General features: G+C 61.6%; 20 protein-coding genes. 17 read left to right on the forward strand and 3 right to left on the reverse strand.

The genetic code is table 11. From position 1 onward, the window contains the following. Window positions 1–2 precede the first annotated feature (2 nt). Together DDIC_RS10050 and DDIC_RS10055 are read left to right on the forward strand one after the other, a co-directional pair. Window positions 3–332 (forward strand): 4Fe-4S dicluster domain-containing protein, encoded by a 330-nt coding sequence (locus DDIC_RS10050; RefSeq protein WP_136400309.1) that lies wholly within the window; start codon window positions 3–5, stop codon window positions 330–332. A gap of 87 nt (window positions 333–419) precedes the next feature. Continuing rightward, window positions 420–1,115, forward strand: coding sequence for a Crp/Fnr family transcriptional regulator (locus DDIC_RS10055; RefSeq protein ID WP_136400310.1), 696 nt, complete (start codon window positions 420–422; stop codon window positions 1,113–1,115). Window positions 1,116–1,379: 264 nt separating this feature from the next. On the opposite strand, the gene DDIC_RS10060 is transcribed toward DDIC_RS10055, so the two are convergent. Beyond that, window positions 1,380–2,222 (reverse strand): hypothetical protein, encoded by an 843-nt coding sequence (locus DDIC_RS10060; RefSeq protein ID WP_136400311.1) that lies wholly within the window; start codon window positions 2,220–2,222, stop codon window positions 1,380–1,382. A 3-nt stretch (window positions 2,223–2,225) separates the two neighbouring features. Further along, window positions 2,226–3,017 (reverse strand): sirohydrochlorin cobaltochelatase, encoded by a 792-nt coding sequence (locus DDIC_RS10065; protein WP_136400312.1) that lies wholly within the window; start codon window positions 3,015–3,017, stop codon window positions 2,226–2,228. 195 nt (window positions 3,018–3,212) lie between these two features. Between DDIC_RS10065 and rfbD the strand changes: the two genes are divergently transcribed. From rfbD to DDIC_RS10095, 6 genes are all read left to right on the forward strand, one after another. Further along, window positions 3,213–4,100, forward strand: a complete 888-nt coding sequence (gene rfbD / locus DDIC_RS10070; RefSeq protein ID WP_136400313.1) for a dTDP-4-dehydrorhamnose reductase — start codon at window positions 3,213–3,215, stop codon at window positions 4,098–4,100. Next, window positions 4,097–5,260, forward strand: coding sequence for a DUF3179 domain-containing protein (locus DDIC_RS10075; protein ID WP_247647450.1), 1,164 nt, complete (start codon window positions 4,097–4,099; stop codon window positions 5,258–5,260). Before rfbD ends, DDIC_RS10075 begins: the two co-directional genes overlap by 4 nt. 50 nt (window positions 5,261–5,310) lie before the next feature. Next, on the forward strand, window positions 5,311–6,117 hold the full coding sequence (locus DDIC_RS10080) for an HD domain-containing protein (RefSeq protein WP_136400314.1): 807 nt from the start codon (window positions 5,311–5,313) through the stop codon (window positions 6,115–6,117). 2 nt (window positions 6,118–6,119) lie between these two features. Beyond that, window positions 6,120–6,656, forward strand: coding sequence for a hypothetical protein (locus DDIC_RS10085; protein WP_247647451.1), 537 nt, complete (start codon window positions 6,120–6,122; stop codon window positions 6,654–6,656). A gap of 230 nt (window positions 6,657–6,886) precedes the next feature. Further along, window positions 6,887–10,375 carry a DNA polymerase III subunit alpha gene (gene dnaE, locus DDIC_RS10090; protein ID WP_136400315.1) on the forward strand — a complete coding sequence of 1,163 codons (3,489 nt, stop codon included), beginning with the start codon at window positions 6,887–6,889 and terminating at the stop codon, window positions 10,373–10,375. Window positions 10,376–10,378: 3 nt separating this feature from the next. Beyond that, complete coding sequence (locus tag DDIC_RS10095; protein ID WP_136400316.1) at window positions 10,379–11,557, forward strand: metallophosphoesterase; 1,179 nt, start codon at window positions 10,379–10,381, stop codon at window positions 11,555–11,557. 12 nt (window positions 11,558–11,569) lie between these two features. On the opposite strand, the gene DDIC_RS10100 is transcribed toward DDIC_RS10095, so the two are convergent. After that, entirely contained in the window at window positions 11,570–12,613 is a 1,044-nt protein-coding gene (locus tag DDIC_RS10100) for a DUF1848 domain-containing protein (RefSeq protein WP_136400317.1), read from the reverse strand. A 286-nt stretch (window positions 12,614–12,899) separates the two neighbouring features. Between DDIC_RS10100 and DDIC_RS13825 the strand changes: the two genes are divergently transcribed. The 9 genes from DDIC_RS13825 to DDIC_RS10140 all read left to right on the forward strand — a co-directional run bounded on the left by DDIC_RS13825 (window position 12,900) and on the right by DDIC_RS10140 (window position 20,903). Continuing rightward, window positions 12,900–13,067, forward strand: a complete 168-nt coding sequence (locus tag DDIC_RS13825) for a hypothetical protein (RefSeq protein WP_168732532.1) — start codon at window positions 12,900–12,902, stop codon at window positions 13,065–13,067. Beyond that, the gene (gene queD, locus DDIC_RS10105) at window positions 13,064–13,477 is read left to right on the forward strand and encodes a 6-carboxytetrahydropterin synthase QueD (RefSeq protein ID WP_136400318.1); all 414 of its coding nucleotides are present in this window, start codon (window positions 13,064–13,066) and stop codon (window positions 13,475–13,477) included. Before DDIC_RS13825 ends, queD begins: the two co-directional genes overlap by 4 nt. Window positions 13,478–13,547: 70 nt before the next feature. Beyond that, window positions 13,548–14,432, forward strand: coding sequence for a WcbI family polysaccharide biosynthesis putative acetyltransferase (locus tag DDIC_RS10110; protein WP_136400319.1), 885 nt, complete (start codon window positions 13,548–13,550; stop codon window positions 14,430–14,432). 191 nt (window positions 14,433–14,623) lie between these two features. Beyond that, complete coding sequence (locus tag DDIC_RS10115; RefSeq protein ID WP_136400320.1) at window positions 14,624–15,247, forward strand: flavodoxin family protein; 624 nt, start codon at window positions 14,624–14,626, stop codon at window positions 15,245–15,247. Window positions 15,248–16,108: 861 nt separating this feature from the next. After that, window positions 16,109–16,954, forward strand: coding sequence for a fumarate hydratase (locus DDIC_RS10120; RefSeq protein WP_136400321.1), 846 nt, complete (start codon window positions 16,109–16,111; stop codon window positions 16,952–16,954). Between the two features lie 10 nt (window positions 16,955–16,964). After that, window positions 16,965–17,528 carry a Fe-S-containing hydro-lyase gene (locus tag DDIC_RS10125; RefSeq protein ID WP_136400322.1) on the forward strand — a complete coding sequence of 188 codons (564 nt, stop codon included), beginning with the start codon at window positions 16,965–16,967 and terminating at the stop codon, window positions 17,526–17,528. A 92-nt stretch (window positions 17,529–17,620) separates the two neighbouring features. Next, window positions 17,621–18,250 carry a succinate dehydrogenase/fumarate reductase transmembrane subunit gene (locus tag DDIC_RS10130; protein WP_136400323.1) on the forward strand — a complete coding sequence of 210 codons (630 nt, stop codon included), beginning with the start codon at window positions 17,621–17,623 and terminating at the stop codon, window positions 18,248–18,250. A 9-nt stretch (window positions 18,251–18,259) separates the two neighbouring features. Then, window positions 18,260–20,116, forward strand: a complete 1,857-nt coding sequence (locus DDIC_RS10135) for a fumarate reductase flavoprotein subunit (protein WP_136400324.1) — start codon at window positions 18,260–18,262, stop codon at window positions 20,114–20,116. 10 nt (window positions 20,117–20,126) lie between these two features. Then, the gene (locus DDIC_RS10140) at window positions 20,127–20,903 is read left to right on the forward strand and encodes a fumarate reductase iron-sulfur subunit (RefSeq protein ID WP_136400325.1); all 777 of its coding nucleotides are present in this window, start codon (window positions 20,127–20,129) and stop codon (window positions 20,901–20,903) included. Window positions 20,904–21,082: the final 179 nt, after the last annotated feature.

The following is a 21,082-nucleotide window of genomic DNA, read 5'->3' on the forward strand; positions in this document are numbered from 1 at the left end:
CAATGCCGCCTAAAATCGACACGCGCAAATGCAACGGCTGCAACGGGCGCGAAGAAACCCATTGCGAAGAAGTATGCCCCGGCGATCTCATGGCCCTGAACCCCGGCACGGGCAAGGCCTATCTGCGGGCCGCCCGCGACTGCTGGGACTGCATGTCCTGCATCAAGGCCTGCCCGGCAGGCGCGCTTGAAATAAAAATGCCCTATCAGCTGGGCTACTTCAAAGCTTCACTGCGCCCCATCATGGGCTCAAACTTCATTATCTGGAAGTGCCGCGACATCAACGGGCAGGAACAGACCTACCGCTACGTCAACCGGCTGGACAAGGCCTGATAGCGCAACGTACTGTTGATAAAGCCGCCTGCGTCCCGCCGTTACTGCACGGCGGGGCGCAGGCGCTCCATACAGGGAAGGGCCTCCATGGACACGTACTGGCATCTGGAAAAAGAGGACTTTTTTAAGGGCATCGCCGAGGTCAAAAGCCTCTTTTTAAAAAACGCCCAGTGCCTTGAATTGCCCAAAAATGAAATGGTCTTTCTTGAGGGCGATGCCGGTGATTCCTGCTTTTATATAGAATCCGGCCTGATACGGATTTTTTGCATGGACCGCACAGGCAAGGAAATGACCTTTTCGCTGCGCATGAAGGGTGAAATTTTTGGCATTTCAGAGGTGCTGAACAACTCTCCCCGCAAGGCCTGCGCCCAGACGGCCAGCGCCTCGGTGCTCTACGCCATCAACCGGCAGGATTTTGAGGCAATGCTGCAGGAGCACTACCCCCTCGCCCGCAGCGTCATCACCCTGCTGGGGCGCAGACTGCGCCAGATGGGCGATCTGGTGCGCCGCCAGAACAGCGACGTGGCCAACCGCCTGGCCAGCCTGCTTATCTCGCTGGCCTACGAAACCCTGCGCACCACCGAAGCCTGGAACCAGCCCTGCGAAATTCCGCTGAATATCCCGCAAGAGCAGCTGGCCTCCATGGTCGGCTCCACCCAGCCAACTGTCAGCGCCACCCTGCAGCAGTTTCGCAACGCAGGGCTCATTGTGGCCTCGGGCAGACGCATTGTACTGCTCAATCCCATAGAAATGATCTACCGCCTCGACCACAACCTGCTCTAGCTGCCAGCCCGCCCCCTGCGGAGCCGAGCCGTTCAGACGCGCGCAATCTTTCCTGTCCATCATGCAGCGGATAGCCTGCCAGAGCACAAGGTGGTACAGGTTGGGTCAAGGCTGTCCGGCATGCATTCCAGCCCAGGCATTTCAGCCCAGGGCATTCCAGCTCTCTCCAGCTCCCCCGTAACGGATTTTGCCGTCCGTAGGAAAAAGCAAGGCCCGCTCAGAGAGCGGGCCTTGCTGCAATACACGCGCGGCTGAAACAGCTGCCTATTCCATGGCCTTAAGTATGCTGCCGGCAGATACGGACGAAAGCACGTTGCCGTCGACAACCACGGCGGGCAGGGTCTTGATGCCGAAATACTGGGCAATCTGCTGGGCCTGATACAGGTTCACGTTGCCCGCATTGTAGCAGTATTTGCCCACGGCCAGTTCCTCGGCGGAGTTCACCGGGGGCCGCAGCTTGCTCATGTAGCTGTAGTGGATGGGAAAGTCCGAGGATTCCACCGTGGCGTCATACTCGTTGTTAAAGGCCACAACCCGGCCCTTGGCCTTCTTTTGGGCGGCCTTTACCTCGTTCCAGCGCGAGAGCGCATAGGTCATGTACTGCATGGCCTGGCCGGGGCGGGAGTAAGAAATCCAGATGCCCATGCCCATGAGGTCGGTGCCGTAATATTCCTTGCTGTTGGCAAATACCACCACCTTGCACTGCTGGGGCGAAACGGAGCGGCTGGCTTCCGCCACGGCATGCCACACCTTTTCACTCTGCGGCGAGGCAAAGTCGAGCAGCACAAGCACTTCGTGCGGCGCCTTGGGGTCGCCAAACAGTACGGGGTAAAGTTCCTGTTTCCACTGGGGCCGGTACGCGGCTTCACCCTCGATGGAAGTCGCACGGCCGCCCATTTTTTGCAGCATGGCCTGACTTTCGGCATCATTTGCGCGCAGGTTGGGCAACGAGCTGCGCATGTAGGGGTTAAATGCATTGGCCTTGGCATTTTGCACGCCAGCGGCAAGATTTACCTTTTCCTTGGGGCCGGTATCGCCCGTCCCCATGGTGCCGCACCCGCCCAGCAAAAGCCCCGAAACCAGTATAGCCGCCAAAAATCCACGCATAGGTCACCTCTTCTCCCAGCCTGCAGCAAGGGATTGAACGGCATCCTCAAGATGCCGCAGCCATATTTCAGCCACACCGGCGTATTCCGCCGTCCCCACGAGTACGGGCAGGCATTGATGGCCGTGGGCCTCAATGCGACTGCGCCAGCTGTGTCCGTTCTCGCCCGCCATGTCCTCCAGAGCATGGCGGCCCACTACCGACAAAAGCGGCATAAGCCATACCCGGCGTGAAACGAGATTGGGCAAAATTCCTTCAAGCGTCACCGCTCCGTTCATGGCGCCCACGTATACGCGGCTGTCAAGCTCGCGCACGGCTGCCGCCAGGTCCACATAGCGGGCAACCGCCTCGTGCTCCGCCCCGTGGCCCATAAAGATCACGTCTTCGTCAGCCGCGCGCCCGGCGGGCAAATGCCGCACCAGCGCGCTGGCCGTTGCGCGCACATCGCCCGCCGAGGCCAGCAGGGGCGCGCCCACCCGGCACAGCAGATGCTCTTGGGCTGCGGCCTCTTCAACCGCAGCGCGCACATCGCCGTGCTCCTGCCCCGGTATGGTCTGCAGGGGCTGCACGGCCACGGCTTCAAAACGCTCAAGCCCCAGGCGGCATACTGCCTTGAAGACAGAGTCGCTCTTCTGGCGGGCCTGGGCCATGCGCTCGCGCAACAGCAGCGAGGTATAGGCCCAGCGTACCGGAACTCCGGGATACCGCTGACGCACAAGCGCGTCAAAGCCTTTGAGGGCGTTTTGTCCCTGCGGGTTGCTCGCGCCAAAGGCTACCAGAAGAATGGCATGTTTCATGGGGCTTTTTTGTACGTCACTTGCGCCCCTGAGGCAAGAAGGCCGCGTGGATGTCTGATGCCCAAGCGCGCCCGTATGAAATTGATCTTGACCTGCCTGTACTGTATTGACCCCGGCCACGATGCGGGGATACTGTGCCGGAGAATGGCCAGCACATCAGCAGCACCGTTTGACGGGCAAACCTTTGGGGGTCGCATGGCAAAAGCTCTGGTACTTGGTGGGGCAACCGGCCTTTTGGGCCAGGCCCTGACGCGAGTGCTTAAAGCCCGCGAGTGGGAAGTAGCAACCCTGGGCCGTGAAAACGGCAACCTGCTGGACATGGCCTTTCTGCAATCCGCCATTGCCGGGGCGCAGGCCGACGTAGTGTTCAACACTGTGGCCTGGACGGCAGTGGACGATGCAGAGGACCACAAGGACGAGGCCTGCCAGCTCAACCGTGCCCTGCCCGCAGCCATTGCGCGTTGCGTCAAGGCGCAGAGCGCGGGCTTTTTTGTGCAGTACAGCACCGACTTCATCTTTTCCGGCACGGGCGAAACCCCCTGGAAAGAAACCGACCTGCCCCAGCCCGCCTCGGTCTATGCCCGCACCAAGCTTGAAGGCGAAAAGGCCGTGATGGAAATCTTGCCAGACCGCGCCTGCATTGTGCGCACCGCCTGGCTTTTTGGCCCCGGACGCAAAAATTTTGTGGATACCATCCTTGCCGCCTGCCAGCGCCGCGACTCCATAAATGTGGTGCACGACCAGACAGGCTCGCCCACCTACACGCTTGATCTGGCGCACTGGAGCGCCGCCCTGGCCGAAAAACGCGCGGCGGGCATCTGGCATGCCGTAAACGGCGGTCAGGCCAGCTGGTGCGATCTGGCCTGCGAGTCGGTATCGCTTGCCGGGGCTTCGTGCCGCGTCGTACCCATTGATTCGGCGGAGTGGCCGCAAAAAGCCCGCAGGCCGGTTTTTTCCGTACTGGACAACAGCAAGCTGGCCGGTTTGCTGGGCAAGCCCCTGCGCCCATGGCCCCAGGCCCTGCGCGACTATATTTTTAGCGAATATCTGCCCTCTCACACTGGCAAAGGTGGGGCGCAGTGAGGCGTGCCGGCGCTGCCTCGGGGCGGGTGTTGTCGCCTGCCCGCCTGCCCGGACGCGGCCTGATTGCGGCGCTGCTGGTTATGGCCTGCCTGGGCGTGCTGTGGAACGGACCGGCGCAGGCGCGGCCCCGCAGTCTGCAGGAACTTGCCGCCATCATGGGCAAAATGGTTGAAACCGGCGTCAAGTACGGTTCCATCCCCTCCCTGTACCGCCCGCGCTACGACCTTGTGCAGGACGCAAACCTGAGCCTCAGCGACGACGAGGTGGTTTTTGTGGTCATGCTGCCGGGCGGGCCGCGCGTGTACCCGCAGCGCATCATGGTCTGGCATCAGGTCGTCAACGAAATCGTGGACGACAAGGCCTACGCCATCACCTACTGTCCCACCACGGGCACGCTCATGGCCTATGACTCCACCATGGGCGGCCTGAACCTTATTTTTGACACCGAAGGACGCCTCTACGACGGCAACAGCGTGCTCATCGACCGCAATTCCGGCAGCCTTTGGCTGCAGGAGACAGGCATGGCCTTTGACGGCCCCCTGCTGGGCCGCGGGCTGCCCATGGCCCCCGTGTACTGGACAAACTGGGGCGCGGCAAAGCGCACCTTTCCGCAGGCGGTGGTGCTGGCCAAGCCAAACGGCAACAAGCCATACGGGCGCGACCCCTACGGCAACTACCTGCGCAGGGGCACCTACTACGACAACGACAGGCTCATCTACCCTGTCGAGCGCATGGACAAGCGTTTTGCCCGCAAAACACCCATGTTCTGCATCGAGTACGAGGGATATCTGCTGGCCATCGACATCGGCTACGTCAGAAAAAAAGGCGCGGTAAACTTTTTTGTGGGGCCGCACGCCCTGGTGGCCGTTTACGACCGAGGGCTTGAAGTGGTGCGTCTTTTCAACCGTCAGATATGGTCCGAGCCGTTCCTGTTCGTTGCCCAGAACGGCAAGCTCATGGACCTGACAACCCGCAGCCTGTGGGACCCCAGATCAGGCGTTGCGACTGAGGGCAACATGAAGGGCGCGTCCATGCCGCAGTTTTACGGCGCGTATTCCATGTGGTTTGCCTGGTACAGCATCAACCCGGAAACACTGGTAATTCCCGGCCCCGGCGAAGTGCCGGAAAAGCTGCTTTCGCCCGCGCCGCCCGGCCAGTAGCCCCGCAGGGGCTGTTTGCATTGCCGAAAACCAGAGCGTATCTGTCTTTCATGAACAGCGCGATCTCTCCTGCACTTGCAGATATATCTACCCATCTGGCATGGTTTACCGCCTACGCCAGCCAAAAAAAGGCCATGGAAACGGGCGACGCCTCTCCCATGGATCTTAAAATCACGCACACCATGCATGTGCTGGACAATGCCCGCCATACCGTGGAGGGCGAGGGCTTTGACGCCGCAACCGCGCGGCAGAGTCTTCTGGCGGCGCTGTACCACGACGTGGGCCGGTTTGAGCAATATCTGCGCTACCACACCTTCCGGGACAGGGAATCGTGCAACCACGGGCAGATGGGCGTGCGCATTCTCAAGGCGCACCGCTGCCTTGCGCATGAAACCCCTGAAACGCGCAAGGTGGTTATGGCGGCCGTGGGCATGCACAACCGTTTTGCCCTGCCCGCAAAAACGCCCGCCCTGGTGGCCCTGGTCACCAATGTGGTGCGCGATGCGGACAAACTGGACATTTTGCGGATCATGGACGAGCACCTCAACGGCCCCGGCCCCTACAACCCCAGCGTGGTGCTGCAGCAGCCGGACGACCCCACCATCGCCAGCCCCGCCATCATGCAGGCGGTGCGCGACCACCGGGTGGCGGCCTATGCCGACCTCAGCTGCGTCAACGACTTTCGCCTGTTGCTGGGCACATGGTTTTTTGACCTGCATTTTGCCTCAAGCCGACGCAAGTTTCTGCAGGACGGGCACACGCAAAAACTGCTGCGCCACCTGCCCGACACGGCCCCCCAGGCCCCGGCGCGCGACTATCTGCTGGGACTTCTGGACGCTGCGCAGCGGAGCCAGTAAGCATGTCTGACTGCCCGGCCTATTTTTGGCAGGCGCTGCTTGCCCGTGGCGTACCCTGGCCGGAGGCGTACGCCCACGCACCGCTCACCCCCGACCTGCAGCGGCTTTGTGCAGTCAGCGACGCGACCGCCCGCAATGCGGCCCTGCCCTGCGTGCGTCTTGCCTTCGCCCTGTGGCATCTGCCCGAGGATCAGGGCCAAGCGCTGCTGCGTCTGGCCCTGCAAAACGCCGAGACGGTGCTGGTGGCCGACTTCAAACTGGCCGAGCGCAATCTTGAACTGCCTGCCGTCCTTGCGGCGCAAGGCCTCATGGCGCTGACCGGGGTTCTGGGCGGGGTTCTGGGCGGGGTTCTGGCCCGGGTTCTGGGCGGTATACATGGCAGGACGCATGCGGCGCTACGCGCCAGCCGCGCTGGCCAGTCAAATTTTATGCAAACGGGCGGCATTGAGGGGCTCGTGCACCGGAGCGGGGCTCTGGTGCACGAGCGCCGCCCCATTTTTGCCGGGGCGGCGGCCCTGCTGCGGCTGCAACACCCTTAGCCCTGAGCCCGTCTCGGCCAGCTGGTCAGCAGTGCATGATGCATTGAATATTATAGTTATTTTAAACTGTTATAAAAGCTCTGGCGACCAGCGGACCTGACGCTTCCGCCGCCTCGCCCGCCGAGCCGCCTTGAAGCCCCCCCCGCCCCTGTGCTATAAATTTTTTCGGCGCGCCCCGCCGCAGGGCGTCCGCGCCCGTAATGCCCGCCGTTGCCGCTTTTGGAGCTTCCATGTCAGATTTTGTCCATCTTCATTGCCATACAGAATACAGCCTGCTTGACGGCGCCATCCGCATCAAGGATCTGTGCGCCCGCGCCAAAGACTTTGGCATGTCCGCCTGCGCCATAACCGACCACGGCAACCTGTTTGGCGCTGCCTACTTTTTTCAGGGCTGCAAAGACTACGGCGTCAAGCCCATCTTTGGCTGCGAGGTTTACGTCTGCCAGGACCACACGGACAAAAGCACCGACTCCCCCCTGGCCCGCCGCCGCAACCACCTCATCCTGCTGGCCCAGAACAACACAGGCTATCACAACCTGGTCAAGCTGGTGACCAAGGGCTACCTTGAGGGTTTTTATTACAAACCCCGGGTAGACAAACCCCTGCTGCGCAAATATTCCGAGGGTCTCGTCTGCCTGTCGGCATGCATCGCGGGCGAAATACCCCGCGCCATACTTGCGGACGACATGGACAAGGCACTGAGCCTTACGCGCGAATACGCCGATATCTATCCCGACCGGTTTTACCTTGAGCTGCAGTCCAACGGCCTGCCGGAGCAGACCAAGGCCAACAACGCCCTGCTGGAGCTGTCGGCAACCACGGGCGTGCCGCTGGTCGCCACCAACGACTGCCACTACCTCACGGCAGATGACGCCGAGGCCCACGAGGTGCTGCTCTGCATCCAGACGCAGACCACCATGGACGACCCCAAGCGCATGCGCTTTGGCACCAACGAGCTGTTCTACAAATCCATCGAAGAGATGGAAAAGCCCTTTGCCCATGTGCCCGAGGCGCTGGCCAACACCGTGCGCATTGCCGAGCAGTGCAATGTGGAGCTGGACTTTGGCCACCACTACTTTCCGGTATACAAGCTGCCCGAGGGGGCCAGCCTCGACTCCGAATTTAGGCGTCTGGCGGAAGAAGGCCTTGAAAAAAGGCTGGAGAAACACCCCGACAGAGCCACGCTGGACATGCAGATGTACCGCGACCGCCTGCAGTACGAACTGCGCGTCATCCTTGAAATGGGCTTTCCCGGCTACTTTCTTATCGTGCAGGAATTCATCAACTGGGCAAAAAACCACAACGTGCCCGTGGGGCCGGGGCGCGGTTCTGCCGCTGGTTCGCTGGTGGCCTGGGCCCTGCGCATCACCAACCTTGACCCGCTTCCGTACAATCTGCTGTTTGAGCGCTTTCTGAACAACGAACGCGTCTCCCTGCCCGATATCGACGTGGACTTTTGCGAACGTCGGCGCGGCGAGGTGATCAAGCACATGGTCGAGACCTACGGCGAGGGCTCTGTGGCGCAGATCACCACTTTTGGCACCATGAAGGCCAAAGGCGTGGTGCGCGACGTGGGCCGCGCCCTTGGCATGAGCTTTGCCGAAACCGACCGCATCGCCAAGCTGGTGCCCGCCGACCTCAAGATGACCATCAAAAAGGCCCTTGAGGCGGAGCCGGAGCTGGAGAACCTCTACCACTCCGACCCCAAGGTCACGCACCTGCTCGACACGGCGCGCCGCCTCGAGGGGCTGGCCCGCCACGCCTCCACCCACGCCGCCGGGCTGGTGGTTTCGGACAAGCCCATGGAGGAATACCTGCCCCTCTATCAGGGCAAACGCGGCGAACTTGTGACCCAGTTTGACGGCCCCATGACCGAAAAGGCCGGGCTTGTTAAATTTGACTTTCTGGGCCTCAAGACCATGACCCTGATTCAGGATACCCTGGACAATATCACCCTGCAGGGTAACGAACCGCCCGACCTCGACAACCTGCCCCTCACCGACGCCGAAACCTACGAGCTGTATGCCCGTGGCGACACGGACGGCGTTTTTCAGGTTGAAAGCTCGGGCATGCGGCAGTATCTGCGCATGCTCAAGCCCTCATGCTTTGAAGACGTCATCGCCATGCTGGCCCTGTACCGCCCCGGCCCGCTGGGTTCGGGCATGGTGGACGAATTTATCAAGCGCAAGCACGGGCAGGTGCCTGTGGTCTATCCGCACCCGTCGCTCTCCGACTGCCTGCGCGACACCTACGGCGTTATCGTCTATCAGGAACAGGTCATGCAGATCGCCCAGATCATCGCCAGCTACACGCTGGGCGGGGCCGACCTGCTGCGCCGCGCCATGGGCAAAAAGAAAGCCGAGGCCATGGCCAAGGAACGCGTCAACTTTGTTGCCGGCGCGGAAAAAAACGGCATCAGCAAAGACAACGCCAACGAAATTTTCGACTTGATGGAAAAATTCGCCGAATACGGCTTCAACAAGTCGCACTCCGCCGCATACGCGCTTATTTCGTACTACACGGCCTACCTCAAGGTGCACCACAAGGTCGAGTTTATGGCCGCCCTGCTCACCTCTGAAATGGGCAACCAGGACAAGCTGCTCAAGTACGTCTCGTGCTGCAAGGACATGGGCATCAACGTGGTGCAGGCCTCGGTAAACCAGAGCCAGCGCGAGTTTACGGCCCACGGCGGCAAGGTGGTCTTTGGCCTTGGCGGCATCAAGAATGTGGGCGACGAAGCCATCCGCGAGATTGTCGAGGCCCGCGCCGAGGGCGGCGAGTTTGCCTCGCTGTTTGACATGTGCTGCCGGGTCAACCTGCGCAAGGTTACCAAGCGCGTGCTCGAATCGCTCACCAAGGGCGGCGCGTGCGACTGCTTTGGCCTGCCCCGCGCCGCCCTGCTGGCGGCCATTGAAATCGTGGTTGCCCGCGCGCAAAAAAAAGCCAAGGACAAAAACTCCAATCAGGTTTCGCTGCTCTCCATGGCCCCGGCAGTGGAAAGCGCCCCTCAGCCCGGCATCGGGTTCGACTGCCCGGAGGCCTCGCTGCCCGAAATGGCCGACGACGACAAGCTGCGGGCCGAAAAGGAAGCCCTGGGCTTCTTTTTGACCAGCCATCCGCTGCAGCCCTTTGTGCGCGAGATACGCCGCCTGGGCCTTACAACGCTCGAAGACGCGCGCGAGCTTTTTCCCGGTGCGGAGATCCGCTGCGCGGCGCTGGTTGTCAGCGTCAAGGAAGTGCTCACCAAATCCAAGGGAGAGCGCATGGCATTTGTGGGCATTGAAGACCTCACCGGCCACGCCGAAGTGACGTTCTTTCCCCGCTCCTATGCCGAATGCCGCGACCTGTTGCGCTCGGAGCAGCCCATCTGTCTGGTGGCGCGGCTCGACAGCCAGACGGACAATGCCGACAATGCCGATATGGACGAAGAGGCGGAGGACGCCCCGCGCGAGGTCAAGCTGCTGGGGCAGAGCGCCCGGTCGCTGGCCGAGGCCTGCGGCCTGAGCGACACCCCCGTGTGCGTGCACATACCGGCCCACCGTCTTGGCCGCGACGACATGCTGGCCCTGCGCAATCTGCTGGAGCAGTATCCCGGCCCGGTCGAGGCCCACGCCCAGGTGCTGCTCGACGGGCATCTGTGCCTGCTGCATCTCGACAACACTCTAAAAGTCAGACCCGGGCCAGACCTGGATAAAGCTCTTGCCGCCTGGGCTTTATAATATATGTTCCGATTTTTTCTGGTAACAGGCATTGGCCTGGCCATCATCAACGGCTGGATATCCTGGTGGCTTTGGCGCGCTCTTTCGGGCGCGGGCTGGCTGCGTTTTGTGCTCTGCGCCCTTGTGCTCGTGCTGGGCGCGGCCTTTCCCCTGCTGTACAAGGGGCATGGGGCAACGCTGGCCCATGTGTGGCTGCTGCGGGCGGGCGCGTTCTGGATGGGCGTGGCCTTTTACGCCTTTGTCCTGGCGCTGCTTGCCGACGTGTGGGGGCTGGGCGCACGAATTTTTGGCTGCGCGCCGCCCATGGCGCCACGCTGGGGAGCCGTGCTGCTGGTGCTTGGCCTGCCGGTACTGCTGGGCGCGGCCAGCTGGTTTAACGCGGCCTTTCCCGCCTTGCGGCAGTACGACATCACCGTGCGCATGCAGGCTCCGGTGCCCGACGCCCTGACCCGCAAACCACTGCGGCTGGGCATTGTTACCGACATGCATCTGGGCCGACTGATAACTGCGGGCCGACTGGCCAGAGCCATGCAGCTGCTGGCCCCGGAGCAGCCCGACGCCATTTTTTATGTGGGCGACATTATTGACGACCACATCAAGCTCGACGCGCAGGCCATTGCGGCGGCCCTGGCTTTGACCCAGCCCCGGCTGGGCCACTGGGCCGTACCCGGCAACCATGAGTATATTTCGGGTTCCATTGACAGGAGCCTGAATTTTTTACGCAGCGTGGGCATGCAGGTACTGCGCGACCAGTGGGCGGTTGTGGACGACAGCTTTATACTGGCGGGCAGGGACGACCTGAGCAAGCCCGGCTTTACCGGCACGCAACGCGACAGCCTGGCAGAAATTCTGTCAGACCTGCCCCAGCAGTACCGCCAGCTGCCCCTTGTGGTGCTCGACCACCAGCCCGCAGCCCTAACCGAGGCCCGCGACGCCGGGGCCGTGCTGGAATTTTCGGGCCACACCCATTACGGACAGCTGTGGCCCTTCAATCTGGTGATTGAACGCAAATACGAAAACCCGTTGGGGTTGCTGACCAAGGGCAGCTTCCACTCCATTGTCAGCGCGGGCACGGGAACCTGGGGCCCGCCCCTGCGCAACACCTCGCGGGCCGAAGTGCTGCTGGTGACCGTGCATTTTGCGCCAATGGAGGACAGAGCCGGGGCAACGCCCGCCCCCTGAGCCTCTGCCGGGCTATTGCTGCGGGCTGATGCTCTCCCCCTCCGGGTCGTGCAGCCGATACTTGCGGGCCGCCGTGGCGGGCGAAGTATTGGCGTAGCAGTACACGCAGCCGTGGGGGCAGGTATCGTACTGGCCCACGTCCTTGCAGGGCACGCACAGGCACTGCGCCCGCTGGCCGCTGTCGCGCGGGTATTCGGTTGCCGCCGAGGGCGGGTCGCCAGACGGCCCGGCAAGCGGCAACCCCAGCTGTCGCGGTTGCGCAAGGCCAAACAGCCGCAGGATATCAGGATGCCGGTTGGTGAGCCTGAGGACAAGCTCGGGATCAATACAGCGGTTGTGGCTGATGCCCAGGGCGGCAAAATCGCCCTTTTCACCGCAGGTGCAGGCGGCAATGCCCAGATCACCGGCGATGCGGGCCACCCCCGCGGCAACGCGGAGCGTTTCTTCCCGCGTAAAATCGCGCCAGCCAAGCCCCGCCCTGCGCAGGTTTTCCCGCACCTTGCGGTAGTCGGCGATGTCGGCAAAGCTGAACACCAGTTTGCTGGTGCAGCCCGCAAGCGCGCGGCCCACGCGCTCCATGCGCTCAAGCAGCGCTTCGCAACCCAGCGGGTCTCTGGCCAGCCCGCCCGCCAGCATGAGCGGGTCAAAACGCCACACGACCCTCTCCGGTCCGGCGATGTCGGCAAACCGCCTGAACGTATCAATACGCCGCGCAAGTCGGGGCAGGCCGGGTTCCCAGCCTTCTTCTTCATAATCGTTGAGCGTAAACTGCAGATACCAGGCCAGCCCACGGGCCTCCACCTGCGGCAGCAGGGGCAGCAGGGGCTGCGGGTTTTTGCTCCAGAACACGACCATCCGCGTGTGGTCAAAGGCCACAAACTGGGATCGGCCATTGAAGGGGTTGATCCAGCGGGCATACCCGGCGCGCAGGCGGCTGACAAACCACGGCGCGTAAAAAGCCGGGATGTCCGTTGCCCGGCTGACCGCGATAATTTCCGGGGCAACGGCGCTGACGGTTCCCTCGGGGGTGTTGATCTGCACTGTTCGCCATTTCATGGGCCAAGTGTTTCAGGGTGACGGCGCTTCGTCAACCGGCAGCGCGCCGCCGCGCGGGGCCGCCGCAACGTGAGCGCGCAACGTGAACGCCGGGCAGCAATCAGACTGCAGATGGACAGCAATCAGGCAACAAAATAGCTACAAACTGGCAGCGGCGGGGCAACTCTTGGCAAAAACAGGCAACCCCGGGTAAAACCACGCTGTTTCGCCATTTTGACATATCCCGCGCAATTGTTATCCTTGTGCTGCGAATACGCCCAATCAACCTGCAACAAACTGGAAATTCATGTCTTTTTTTTCCTGGATGCAAAGCCTCTTTACGCCGCCCTCTACAGGCGACCCCGATCTGGACGATCCGCGCCCCGGTTTTGAATGGAATCAAAACGTCCGCATATTGCTGGCTATGATTATTGTCATTATTTCGGCCTTTGTGGTCTACTGGATACTGTCATGACAAAAGGCGCTTTCTGGCGGCTGACCGTACGCGACGATTTTTCCGCAGGTCACGCCCTGCGGCACTATGAAGGCAAGTGCGAGCGCATGCACGGGCACAACTTTGCGGTTGAGCTGACCGTGCAGGGGCAACGCCTGACCTGCGATACGGAGTTGCTGCTCGACTTCAAGACCCTCAAGACGGGCCTCAAGACCGTACTCGACGGGCTGGACCACCGGCTGCTCAACGAAACGCCGCCATTTGACGTTGCCAACCCCTCCTCGGAAAATCTGGCCCGGCACATCTGGCGGTGCATGGCCGAGCTGCTGGCAACGCACGACGACCCGCAGGCCCGCGAGGTGCGGCTGTACAGTGTTGCCGTGTCTGAAAAAGGTGCGCAAACCGCCACCTATATGGAAGTGGACGACTGACTGCCAGCGAGCCGCAGGCCGCCTCAGCCCCTCCCCCGCACACCGTTAACCAGACCACACGGAACCAAGCATGGCTCAGGCTTTGTGTCTTCTGCACGCCAACTGCCAGGGTGATGCGCTGCGTCCCCTGCTGGAGAATACCCCGGCCTTTGGCAGCCGTTTTTACATCCGCCAGTACGTCAACTACACGCGGCAAAGCATAGCCGCGCGGGATATCGAGCGCTGCGACCTCTTCCTGTACCAGCGGCTCGCCCCCAAGTGGGGCGACCTGTCCACGGAGCAGATGCTGCCGCAACTGCCGCCGCACTGTCAGGCCATTGAAATTCCCAATCTTTTTTTCAAGGGCTACTGGCCCTTCTGGTCGCGCGACGAGCGCATCAATTTTGCCGACAGCCTGCTGGAAGCCCTGCTGGAAAGGGTCAGCCCGCACGAGGCCATGACCCTGTATTTGCGCGGCTCTGCCGGGCTGCTGGGCGATGCGGCGACGCTGAACCGGCAGGCCGAGGAATCGCTTTGCCGCGAGGAGGCCAAGGAGGCCGAGGGCCCCATCAAGTGCGCCCCGCTGCTGCGCGAACGCTGGCGCGACGAGCAGATGTTCATCACGGTCAACCATCCGGGGCGCGAGCTTGTGTGCCACATGGCCGACAGCCTGCTGCGCCTGCTGGGCCTTGGCGGGCTGCCCCCGAGCACGCGCAGGGGTTTTGTACACCCGCTGGAGGATTTTTGGCTGCCTATCCATCCGGTCGTGGGGCAGGCCCTTGCCCTGCCCTTTGCCAGCGCCGACAGACCCTGGGCCATCTTTGATTCACAGCTGACCCATCGGGAATACATCATGTGCTACCTGGCCTGCCGCGCAAACAACGTAGCTGATTTTTTGACATTTCTCAAAAACCTGTCGCCCGACGCCATGCACATGGCAGCGGCAGCCGTACACGGCAACCGGGCGACCCCCTAGAGCCTTTATCGGCTCCGTTTTTTCCAACTTCCTGGGCAGATAAGCATTTCAACGGCAATCTGCTCCGCACTACCGGCGCCCGTCCGCCGGGTGTCTGCCCAGCAACACCAGGCGCAACGCGGCTGCGGCAAACGTGTCGCCACCGCCCACGCACAGGGCTGCGGCCATACCGCGCCCGAAAGGAGTACGTCATGAAAGTTCTGATGATCAACGGCAGCCCGCACCCCAAGGGCTGCACCTTTACCGCGCTGTCCACCGTGGCCGCGCAGCTTGAAAAAAACGGCGTTGAAACAAAGCTGCTCCAGCTGGGCGCAAAACCCATCCAGTGCTGTATTGCCTGCGGCAAATGCAAGGATACCGGGCATTGCGTCTTTAACGCCGACCACGTCAACGAGGCCATCGACCAGCTGCGCGAGGCCGACGGCTTGGTGGTGGGTTCGCCAGTGTACTACGCGGGCCCCAACGGCGGCATCACGTCCTTTCTTGACCGCATGTTCTTTTTCAAATCCGGCAGCTACGCCTTCAAGCCCGCCGCCGCTGTGGTGAGCTGCCGCCGTGGCGGGGCCAGCGCCTCTTTTGACCGGCTCAACAAGTACTTTACCATCGCGCGCATGCCTGTGGTGTCTTCGCAATACTGGAACGCCGTGCACGGCAATACGCCGGATGAAGTCATGCAGGACAAGGAAGGTCTGCAGATCATGCGCGCTCTGGGCGACAACATGGCCTGGCTGCTCAAGTGCATTGCGGCAGGCAAGGCCGCTGGCGTGGCAACGCCCACGCCCGAGGCCTGGGAACCAACCAACTTTATCCGCTAGCGCGGGTGCAAACCGGGGCACGGCAAACGCCCCGGCGCAGTCTGTCGCGCACCCCGCCCGCCGCACAGTAGGCAGCGCCAGCAGACAGTGCCCCACAGACAGGGCCGTCCGAGGGATCACCCCGGGCGGCCCTGTCTTTTTCTGCTCCGCCAGAGCTGTCTTTGCCGCCCCCAAAATAAAAAACTACGTAGCCAAGGGTTGGCCCGTCGCCGGTGCGGATCGGCATCGGGCAGTCGGCGCGTCGGCCTGGATAAAACTGTCATATGCAACGCTGCGACAAAACTGCGCAATAGTTTTTAAATAACGGAGGCAGTATTTCTGCGAGGAGCATCGACCGGTTGCTGACAAATACACTTAACCCGACAATATACGTCTGCATAACACAATATAACAGCGATAATTTGACACAAATTGCACAATATTATACATAATAATACTGCAAAATTTGATTAATATGTAACTATTAAATGTATAATAAAAATGATTGTGATTTTTTTTACATAGTATTTTTTACATCGCATACCGCTTCCATCGGCTCAACATCCATTAAATAAGTACAAAGATTGATCAACCATTCAATAATATATTGTTGCCAGCAACTTGTACATCTGGCATTCTTCGCGCAATTGTTTATTTTGCATGGCCCAAGGTTGCCGCACCTAATCTCTGGAGCGCCCAAGGTTGCCGCGTGCATGGCCGCCCCGGCAAGGGCGGCGACAGCCCCAAGGTCAATAGGGCAAGGCGTTAATATTTACTGGCAGTTACACGCTAATTCGCACATCATGTGCTGGCTGAATATTGAGCGGATCTGGCAGGGCCACCCCCGGATCACAGCAATCATTGCCGCATAAAGAGGATGCCATGAAGGAAATCAGTGTTGAAGACATCGCCCGCGCCATTGCCGATCTGGCGGTACGCGCCTGTTGCCACCTGCCGCAGGACATGGTGGACGGCATGCGCAGGGCGCACCAGACGGAGCCCTCGCCCGTTGGCAAAAACATTCTTGAACAACTGCTGGAAAATGCCTCCATCGCCGCCAACGACGGTATTCCCATCTGTCAGGACACCGGCCTTGCCGTGATTTTTGCCGACGTGGGACAGGATGTGCGCATCGTGGGCGGCGCGTTTGAAGACGCTGTCAACGAAGGCGTGCGCCGCGGCTATGTGGACGGCTACCTGCGCAAATCGTGCGTGGCCGAGCCGCTTTTTGAGCGCAAAAACACGCGCGACAACACCCCTGCCGTCATCCACACCCGCCTCGTGCCCGGCGATGCGCTGCGTCTGCGGCTGGCCCCCAAGGGCGCGGGCTCAGAAAACAAGAGCGTGGTAAAAATGCTTGTGCCTGCCGACGGCATTGAAGGCGTGCGCAAGGTTGTGCTTGACGCCGTGCTGGCCGCCGGCCCCAACTCGTGCCCACCCATGGTGGTGGGCGTGGGCCTTGGCGGCACCATGGAGATGGCCGCCATCTGCGCCAAACGCGCCGCCGCCCGCGACCTCGAAAGCCGCAACCACGATCCGCGATACGCGGCATTTGAAGAAGAACTGCTTGAGCTTATCAACAAGACCGGCATTGGCCCCCAGGGCCTTGGCGGGCTGACTACGGCGCTCAAGGTGCATGTGGAATGGGCCCCCACCCACATCGCCTCGCTGCCTGTGGCCGTTAACATCAACTGCCACGCGGCGCGTCACGCCGAAGTTACCCTGTAGGAGGCCGCCCATGTCCGAAACCCAGATGAAAAAAATTCGCGCCCCTTTTGACGATGCCACCGCGCGCTCGCTGCGGGCGGGCGACCGGGTGCTTATTTCAGGCACTATTCTTGCCGCGCGCGATGCGGCCCACAAACGGCTGGTGGAAACCCTGGACAAGGGCGACCCCCTGCCCGTGGATCTCAAGGGCGCTGTCGTCTACTACGTGGGGCCAAGCCCCGCCAAACCCGGCCAGGTCATCGGCGCAGCCGGGCCCACCACGTCGGGCCGCATGGACGCCTATACCCCACGGCTGCTCGCTCAGGGGCTCAAAGGCATGATCGGCAAGGGCTACCGCAAGCCTGAAGTGGTGGAAGCCATGAAAAAGCACGGCGTGCCCTACCTTGCCGCCGTGGGCGGGGCCGGTGCGCTTATTGCCCGCAGCATCAAAAAATACACCGTGCTCGCCTACGAAGACCTGGGGCCGGAAGCCGTGGCCGCCATGGAGGTGGAGGACTTTCCCGCCATTGTCGTCATCGACAGCACTGGCGACAACTACTACGAAACCGGGCAGGCTCCCTACAGACGCTCCTGACCCCTGACACGCCGGTTTGCAGCCCAATGCCGAGACAGGCGCGGCTTAGCCGCGCCGTTTTATAATGCCTGACACATTATGAAGGAGTTGGTATGGCCTTAAGCAGATCCCCTGTCGACGCCCGAACCCGCCTGGACTTCTGGCAAGCGGCCTCGGGCGCGGTGTTGGCGCTTTTTGTGTGCGTGCATCTGGTGCTCGAAGGAACTGTCGTTATCAGCCCTGCGCTGACCAACGGCATTGCATGGCTGCTCGAAGTGACCATGCTGGCGCAGGTGGCGGCCCCCGTCATCGTGCTGCTGATCCTGTTTCACTTTTACATCGCCGCCCGCAAAATGCCCTTTCGGGCCAACGAGCTGGGCGTCTTTGTGCAACACAGCAAAGGCCTCAGGGAACTGGATACCTGGCTGTGGCTGGTGCAGGTGTTTACGGCCATTATCATACTTGCCGGCGCCTTCTACCATGTGTACAGCGTCATGACCGACCTGCCCATCAATGCGGCGGGCAGCGCCAAGCGCCTGCACTCGGGCTGGCTGGCCTTTTACGTGTTCTTTTTGCCCTGCGTCATTCTGCATACGGGCATCGGCGCGTACCGCCTGGCCGTCAAATTCGGCCTGTGCGTCAAGGCCACGCGCGCCGCATGGCGCAAGTGGACCTGGGTTGTCATGGGCTGTTATCTTTTGCTCGGCGCGGCGGCTCTGACCCGCGTGTGGTTTCTGGGATAGGGGGTGCGTATGCGAGTTTTTGAAAGTGATGTTCTTTGCATAGGCGCCGGCCTGGCCGGGGAACGCGTGGCAGTGGAAGCGGCCCAGGCCGGGTTCAGCGTTATCTGTCTTTCGCTCGTGCCGCCCAAGCGGTCGCACTCGTCCGCCGCCATGGGCGGCATGCAGGCGGCCCTTGGCAACTCCATCATGGGCGAGGGCGACTGCCCCGAGGTGCACTTTACCGATACCGTAAAAGGCTCTGACTGGGGCTGCGATCAGGAAGTGGCCCGCCTGTTTGCCGAAACCGGCCCCATCGCCATGCGCGAGATGGCCTGGATGGGCGTGCCGTGGAGCCGAGTCGTACCCGGCGAGCACACCTACTACAAGGGCGGCAAACCGTTTCAGGCTACGGAAAAATCTGAAAACGAGGGGCTTATCCACTCGCGCGCCTTTGGCGGCACGGCCAAATGGCGCACCTGCTATACCTCGGACGGCACGGGCCATGCAGTGCTGTTTACCCTCGACAACCGTCTGCTGCAGCTGGGCGTGGACATGCACGACCGCATGCAGGCCGAGGCCCTGATCCACGACGGCCAGCGCTGCATGGGCTGCGTTGCCCGCGACCTGCGCACCGGCGAGCTGGTGGGCTATTTTGCCAAGGCGACCCTCATCGCCACGGGCGGCTATGGCCGCATCTACCGCGCCACCACCAACGCCATCATCTGTGACGGCGGCGGCCAGATTACCGCGCTTGAAACCGGCGTTGTGCCCCTTGGCAACATGGAGGCCGTGCAGTTTCACCCCACGGGCACGGTGCCCACCGACATTCTGGTCACAGAAGGCTGCCGGGGCGACGGCGGAACACTGCTCGACGTCAACGAATACCGCTTTATGCCCGACTACGAGCCGGAAAAGGCCGAGCTTGCCTCGCGCGACGTTGTATCGCGCCGCATGACCGAGCACATGCGCAAGGGGTTTGGCGTGCCAAGCCCTTACGGCGAGCATCTGTGGCTCGACATCCGCCACCTGGGCGAAAAACACATCACCACCAACCTGCGTGAAGTGTACGACATTTCCACGCACTTTCTGGGCGTCAACCCCATCCACCAGCTTATCCCGGTACGGCCCACCCAGCACTACAGCATGGGCGGCGTGCGCATCAACAAGGACGGCCACGCCTACGGGCTGCAGGGGCTGTTCTCTGCTGGCGAGGCGGCCTGCTGGGACATGCACGGCTTCAACCGCCTGGGCGGCAACTCGCTGGCCGAGACTATCGTTTCGGGCCGCATTGTCGGCGCAAAGCTTGTGGAATTTTTGCAGGGTTACGAAACCGTGTTCTCCACCCAGTCCATGAAAGACGCCGCCCTTACGGTCAAGGGGCGCATAGCAGCCCTGCTGCGCGGCACGGGCGACGATTGCTACACCCTGCGCAACGCCATGCAGGACACAATGATGGAGCACGTGGGCATTTTCCGTAACGGCAAGGATCTGGAAGCGGGCGTGGCCAAGCTGCAGGAACTGCTTGAGCGCAGCAAAAACATGCGCCTGGCGAGCGGCAACATCCCCGGCCCCAACGGCGAGCTTTCCATGGCGCTGCGCGTGCCCGGCATGCTCAAGCTGGCCCTGTGCACCGCCTACGGCGCGCTGATGCGCACCGAAAGCCGCGGCGCCCATGCCCGCGAGGACTACCCCGAGCGCAACGACCAGCAGTGGCTCAACCGTACCCTGGCATACTGGAAGGAGGGCGACACCCTGCCCACCCTCAGGTACGAACCGGCAACGCCTTTCTACATTCTGCCCCCCGGAGACCGTGGCTACGGCGGCGGCAAGATCATCACCGCCGATATCAGCGCTGAAAAAATAGTGCCCTACGCGCAACAGGGGTAAGGAGAGCCACATGGGACGCAATCTGACATTCGAGATATTCCGCTACAATCCGCTGGATTCGCTCTCGCAGCCCCACATGCAGACCTTCCAGCTCGAAGAGCACAACAGCATGACGCTGTTTATCGCCCTGAACATGATCCGCGAAACGCAGGACGCCTCGCTGCAGTTTGATTTTTGCTGCCGCGCCGGCATCTGCGGCTCATGCGGCATGGTTATCAACGGGCGGCCCGGCCTGGCCTGCCACACGCAGACCCGGGACCTGCCAAACCACATCACCCTGCATCCGCTGCCGGTGTTCAAGCTTTTGGGAGATCTGTCAGTAGATACGGGCACATGGTTTCGCAATGTGGGCACCAAGATCGAATCGTGGATACACACCACCAAGGAATTCGACCCCACAGCGCAGGAAGACCGTATGAGCAACGAGCTGGCTACCCAGATATTCGAGCTCGACCGCTGCATAGAATGCGGCTGCTGCGTGGCCGCCTGCGGCACCGCCCGCATGCGCGAAGACTTTATTGGCGCAACCGCCATCAACCGCATGGCGCGCTTTTATATCGACCCGCGCGACAACCGCACCCCGGCCGATTACTATGAACTGATCGGCGACGACAACGGCGTATTCGGCTGCATGGGCCTGCTGGCCTGCGACAACGTCTGCCCCAAGCAGCTGCCGCTGCAGGACCAGCTGGGCATCATGCGCCGCATGGTGACCATGGAATCGGTACGCGGCATCCTGCCGGAGTTTATCCGTAAAAAAATGCAAGGCTGCGGCTGTTCCAAATAGCCACGGCAGCACCCGACATCAACCGGTCGCCCGAACCCCGCAAGGGTTCGGGCGGCGCTGCAGGCAAACCCGCTCAACAGCCGCGCACACCGCATTTTCCATAGCCTGCCCGGTATATTCCCGACCTCATGCCTTGGCTTCCACCATGTTATAGGCTATACCTAACGGCAAGTCATAGC

This window comes from Desulfovibrio desulfuricans (genome assembly GCF_004801255.1).
In the GTDB taxonomy this organism is placed as follows: Bacteria; Desulfobacterota; Desulfovibrionia; order Desulfovibrionales; family Desulfovibrionaceae; genus Desulfovibrio; species Desulfovibrio desulfuricans_C.

Bases quoted from the DNA above. Each gene is read 5' to 3' on its own strand.
- DDIC_RS10050 (WP_136400309.1), top strand. From the start codon at position 3: ATGCCGCCTAAAATCGACACGCGCAAATGCAACGGCTGCAACGGGCGC.
- DDIC_RS10055 (WP_136400310.1), top strand. From the start codon at position 420: ATGGACACGTACTGGCATCTGGAAAAAGAGGACTTTTTTAAGGGCATC.
- DDIC_RS10060 (WP_136400311.1), bottom strand. From the start codon at position 2,222: ATGCGTGGATTTTTGGCGGCTATACTGGTTTCGGGGCTTTTGCTGGGC.
- DDIC_RS10065 (WP_136400312.1), bottom strand. From the start codon at position 3,017: ATGAAACATGCCATTCTTCTGGTAGCCTTTGGCGCGAGCAACCCGCAG.
- rfbD (WP_136400313.1), top strand. From the start codon at position 3,213: ATGGCAAAAGCTCTGGTACTTGGTGGGGCAACCGGCCTTTTGGGCCAG.
- DDIC_RS10080 (WP_136400314.1), top strand. From the start codon at position 5,311: ATGAACAGCGCGATCTCTCCTGCACTTGCAGATATATCTACCCATCTG.
- DDIC_RS10085 (WP_247647451.1), top strand. From the start codon at position 6,120: ATGTCTGACTGCCCGGCCTATTTTTGGCAGGCGCTGCTTGCCCGTGGC.
- dnaE (WP_136400315.1), top strand. From the start codon at position 6,887: ATGTCAGATTTTGTCCATCTTCATTGCCATACAGAATACAGCCTGCTT.
- DDIC_RS10095 (WP_136400316.1), top strand. From the start codon at position 10,379: ATGTTCCGATTTTTTCTGGTAACAGGCATTGGCCTGGCCATCATCAAC.
- DDIC_RS10100 (WP_136400317.1), bottom strand. From the start codon at position 12,613: ATGAAATGGCGAACAGTGCAGATCAACACCCCCGAGGGAACCGTCAGC.
- DDIC_RS13825 (WP_168732532.1), top strand. From the start codon at position 12,900: ATGTCTTTTTTTTCCTGGATGCAAAGCCTCTTTACGCCGCCCTCTACA.
- queD (WP_136400318.1), top strand. From the start codon at position 13,064: ATGACAAAAGGCGCTTTCTGGCGGCTGACCGTACGCGACGATTTTTCC.
- DDIC_RS10110 (WP_136400319.1), top strand. From the start codon at position 13,548: ATGGCTCAGGCTTTGTGTCTTCTGCACGCCAACTGCCAGGGTGATGCG.
- DDIC_RS10115 (WP_136400320.1), top strand. From the start codon at position 14,624: ATGAAAGTTCTGATGATCAACGGCAGCCCGCACCCCAAGGGCTGCACC.
- DDIC_RS10120 (WP_136400321.1), top strand. From the start codon at position 16,109: ATGAAGGAAATCAGTGTTGAAGACATCGCCCGCGCCATTGCCGATCTG.
- DDIC_RS10125 (WP_136400322.1), top strand. From the start codon at position 16,965: ATGTCCGAAACCCAGATGAAAAAAATTCGCGCCCCTTTTGACGATGCC.
- DDIC_RS10130 (WP_136400323.1), top strand. From the start codon at position 17,621: ATGGCCTTAAGCAGATCCCCTGTCGACGCCCGAACCCGCCTGGACTTC.
- DDIC_RS10135 (WP_136400324.1), top strand. From the start codon at position 18,260: ATGCGAGTTTTTGAAAGTGATGTTCTTTGCATAGGCGCCGGCCTGGCC.
- DDIC_RS10140 (WP_136400325.1), top strand. From the start codon at position 20,127: ATGGGACGCAATCTGACATTCGAGATATTCCGCTACAATCCGCTGGAT.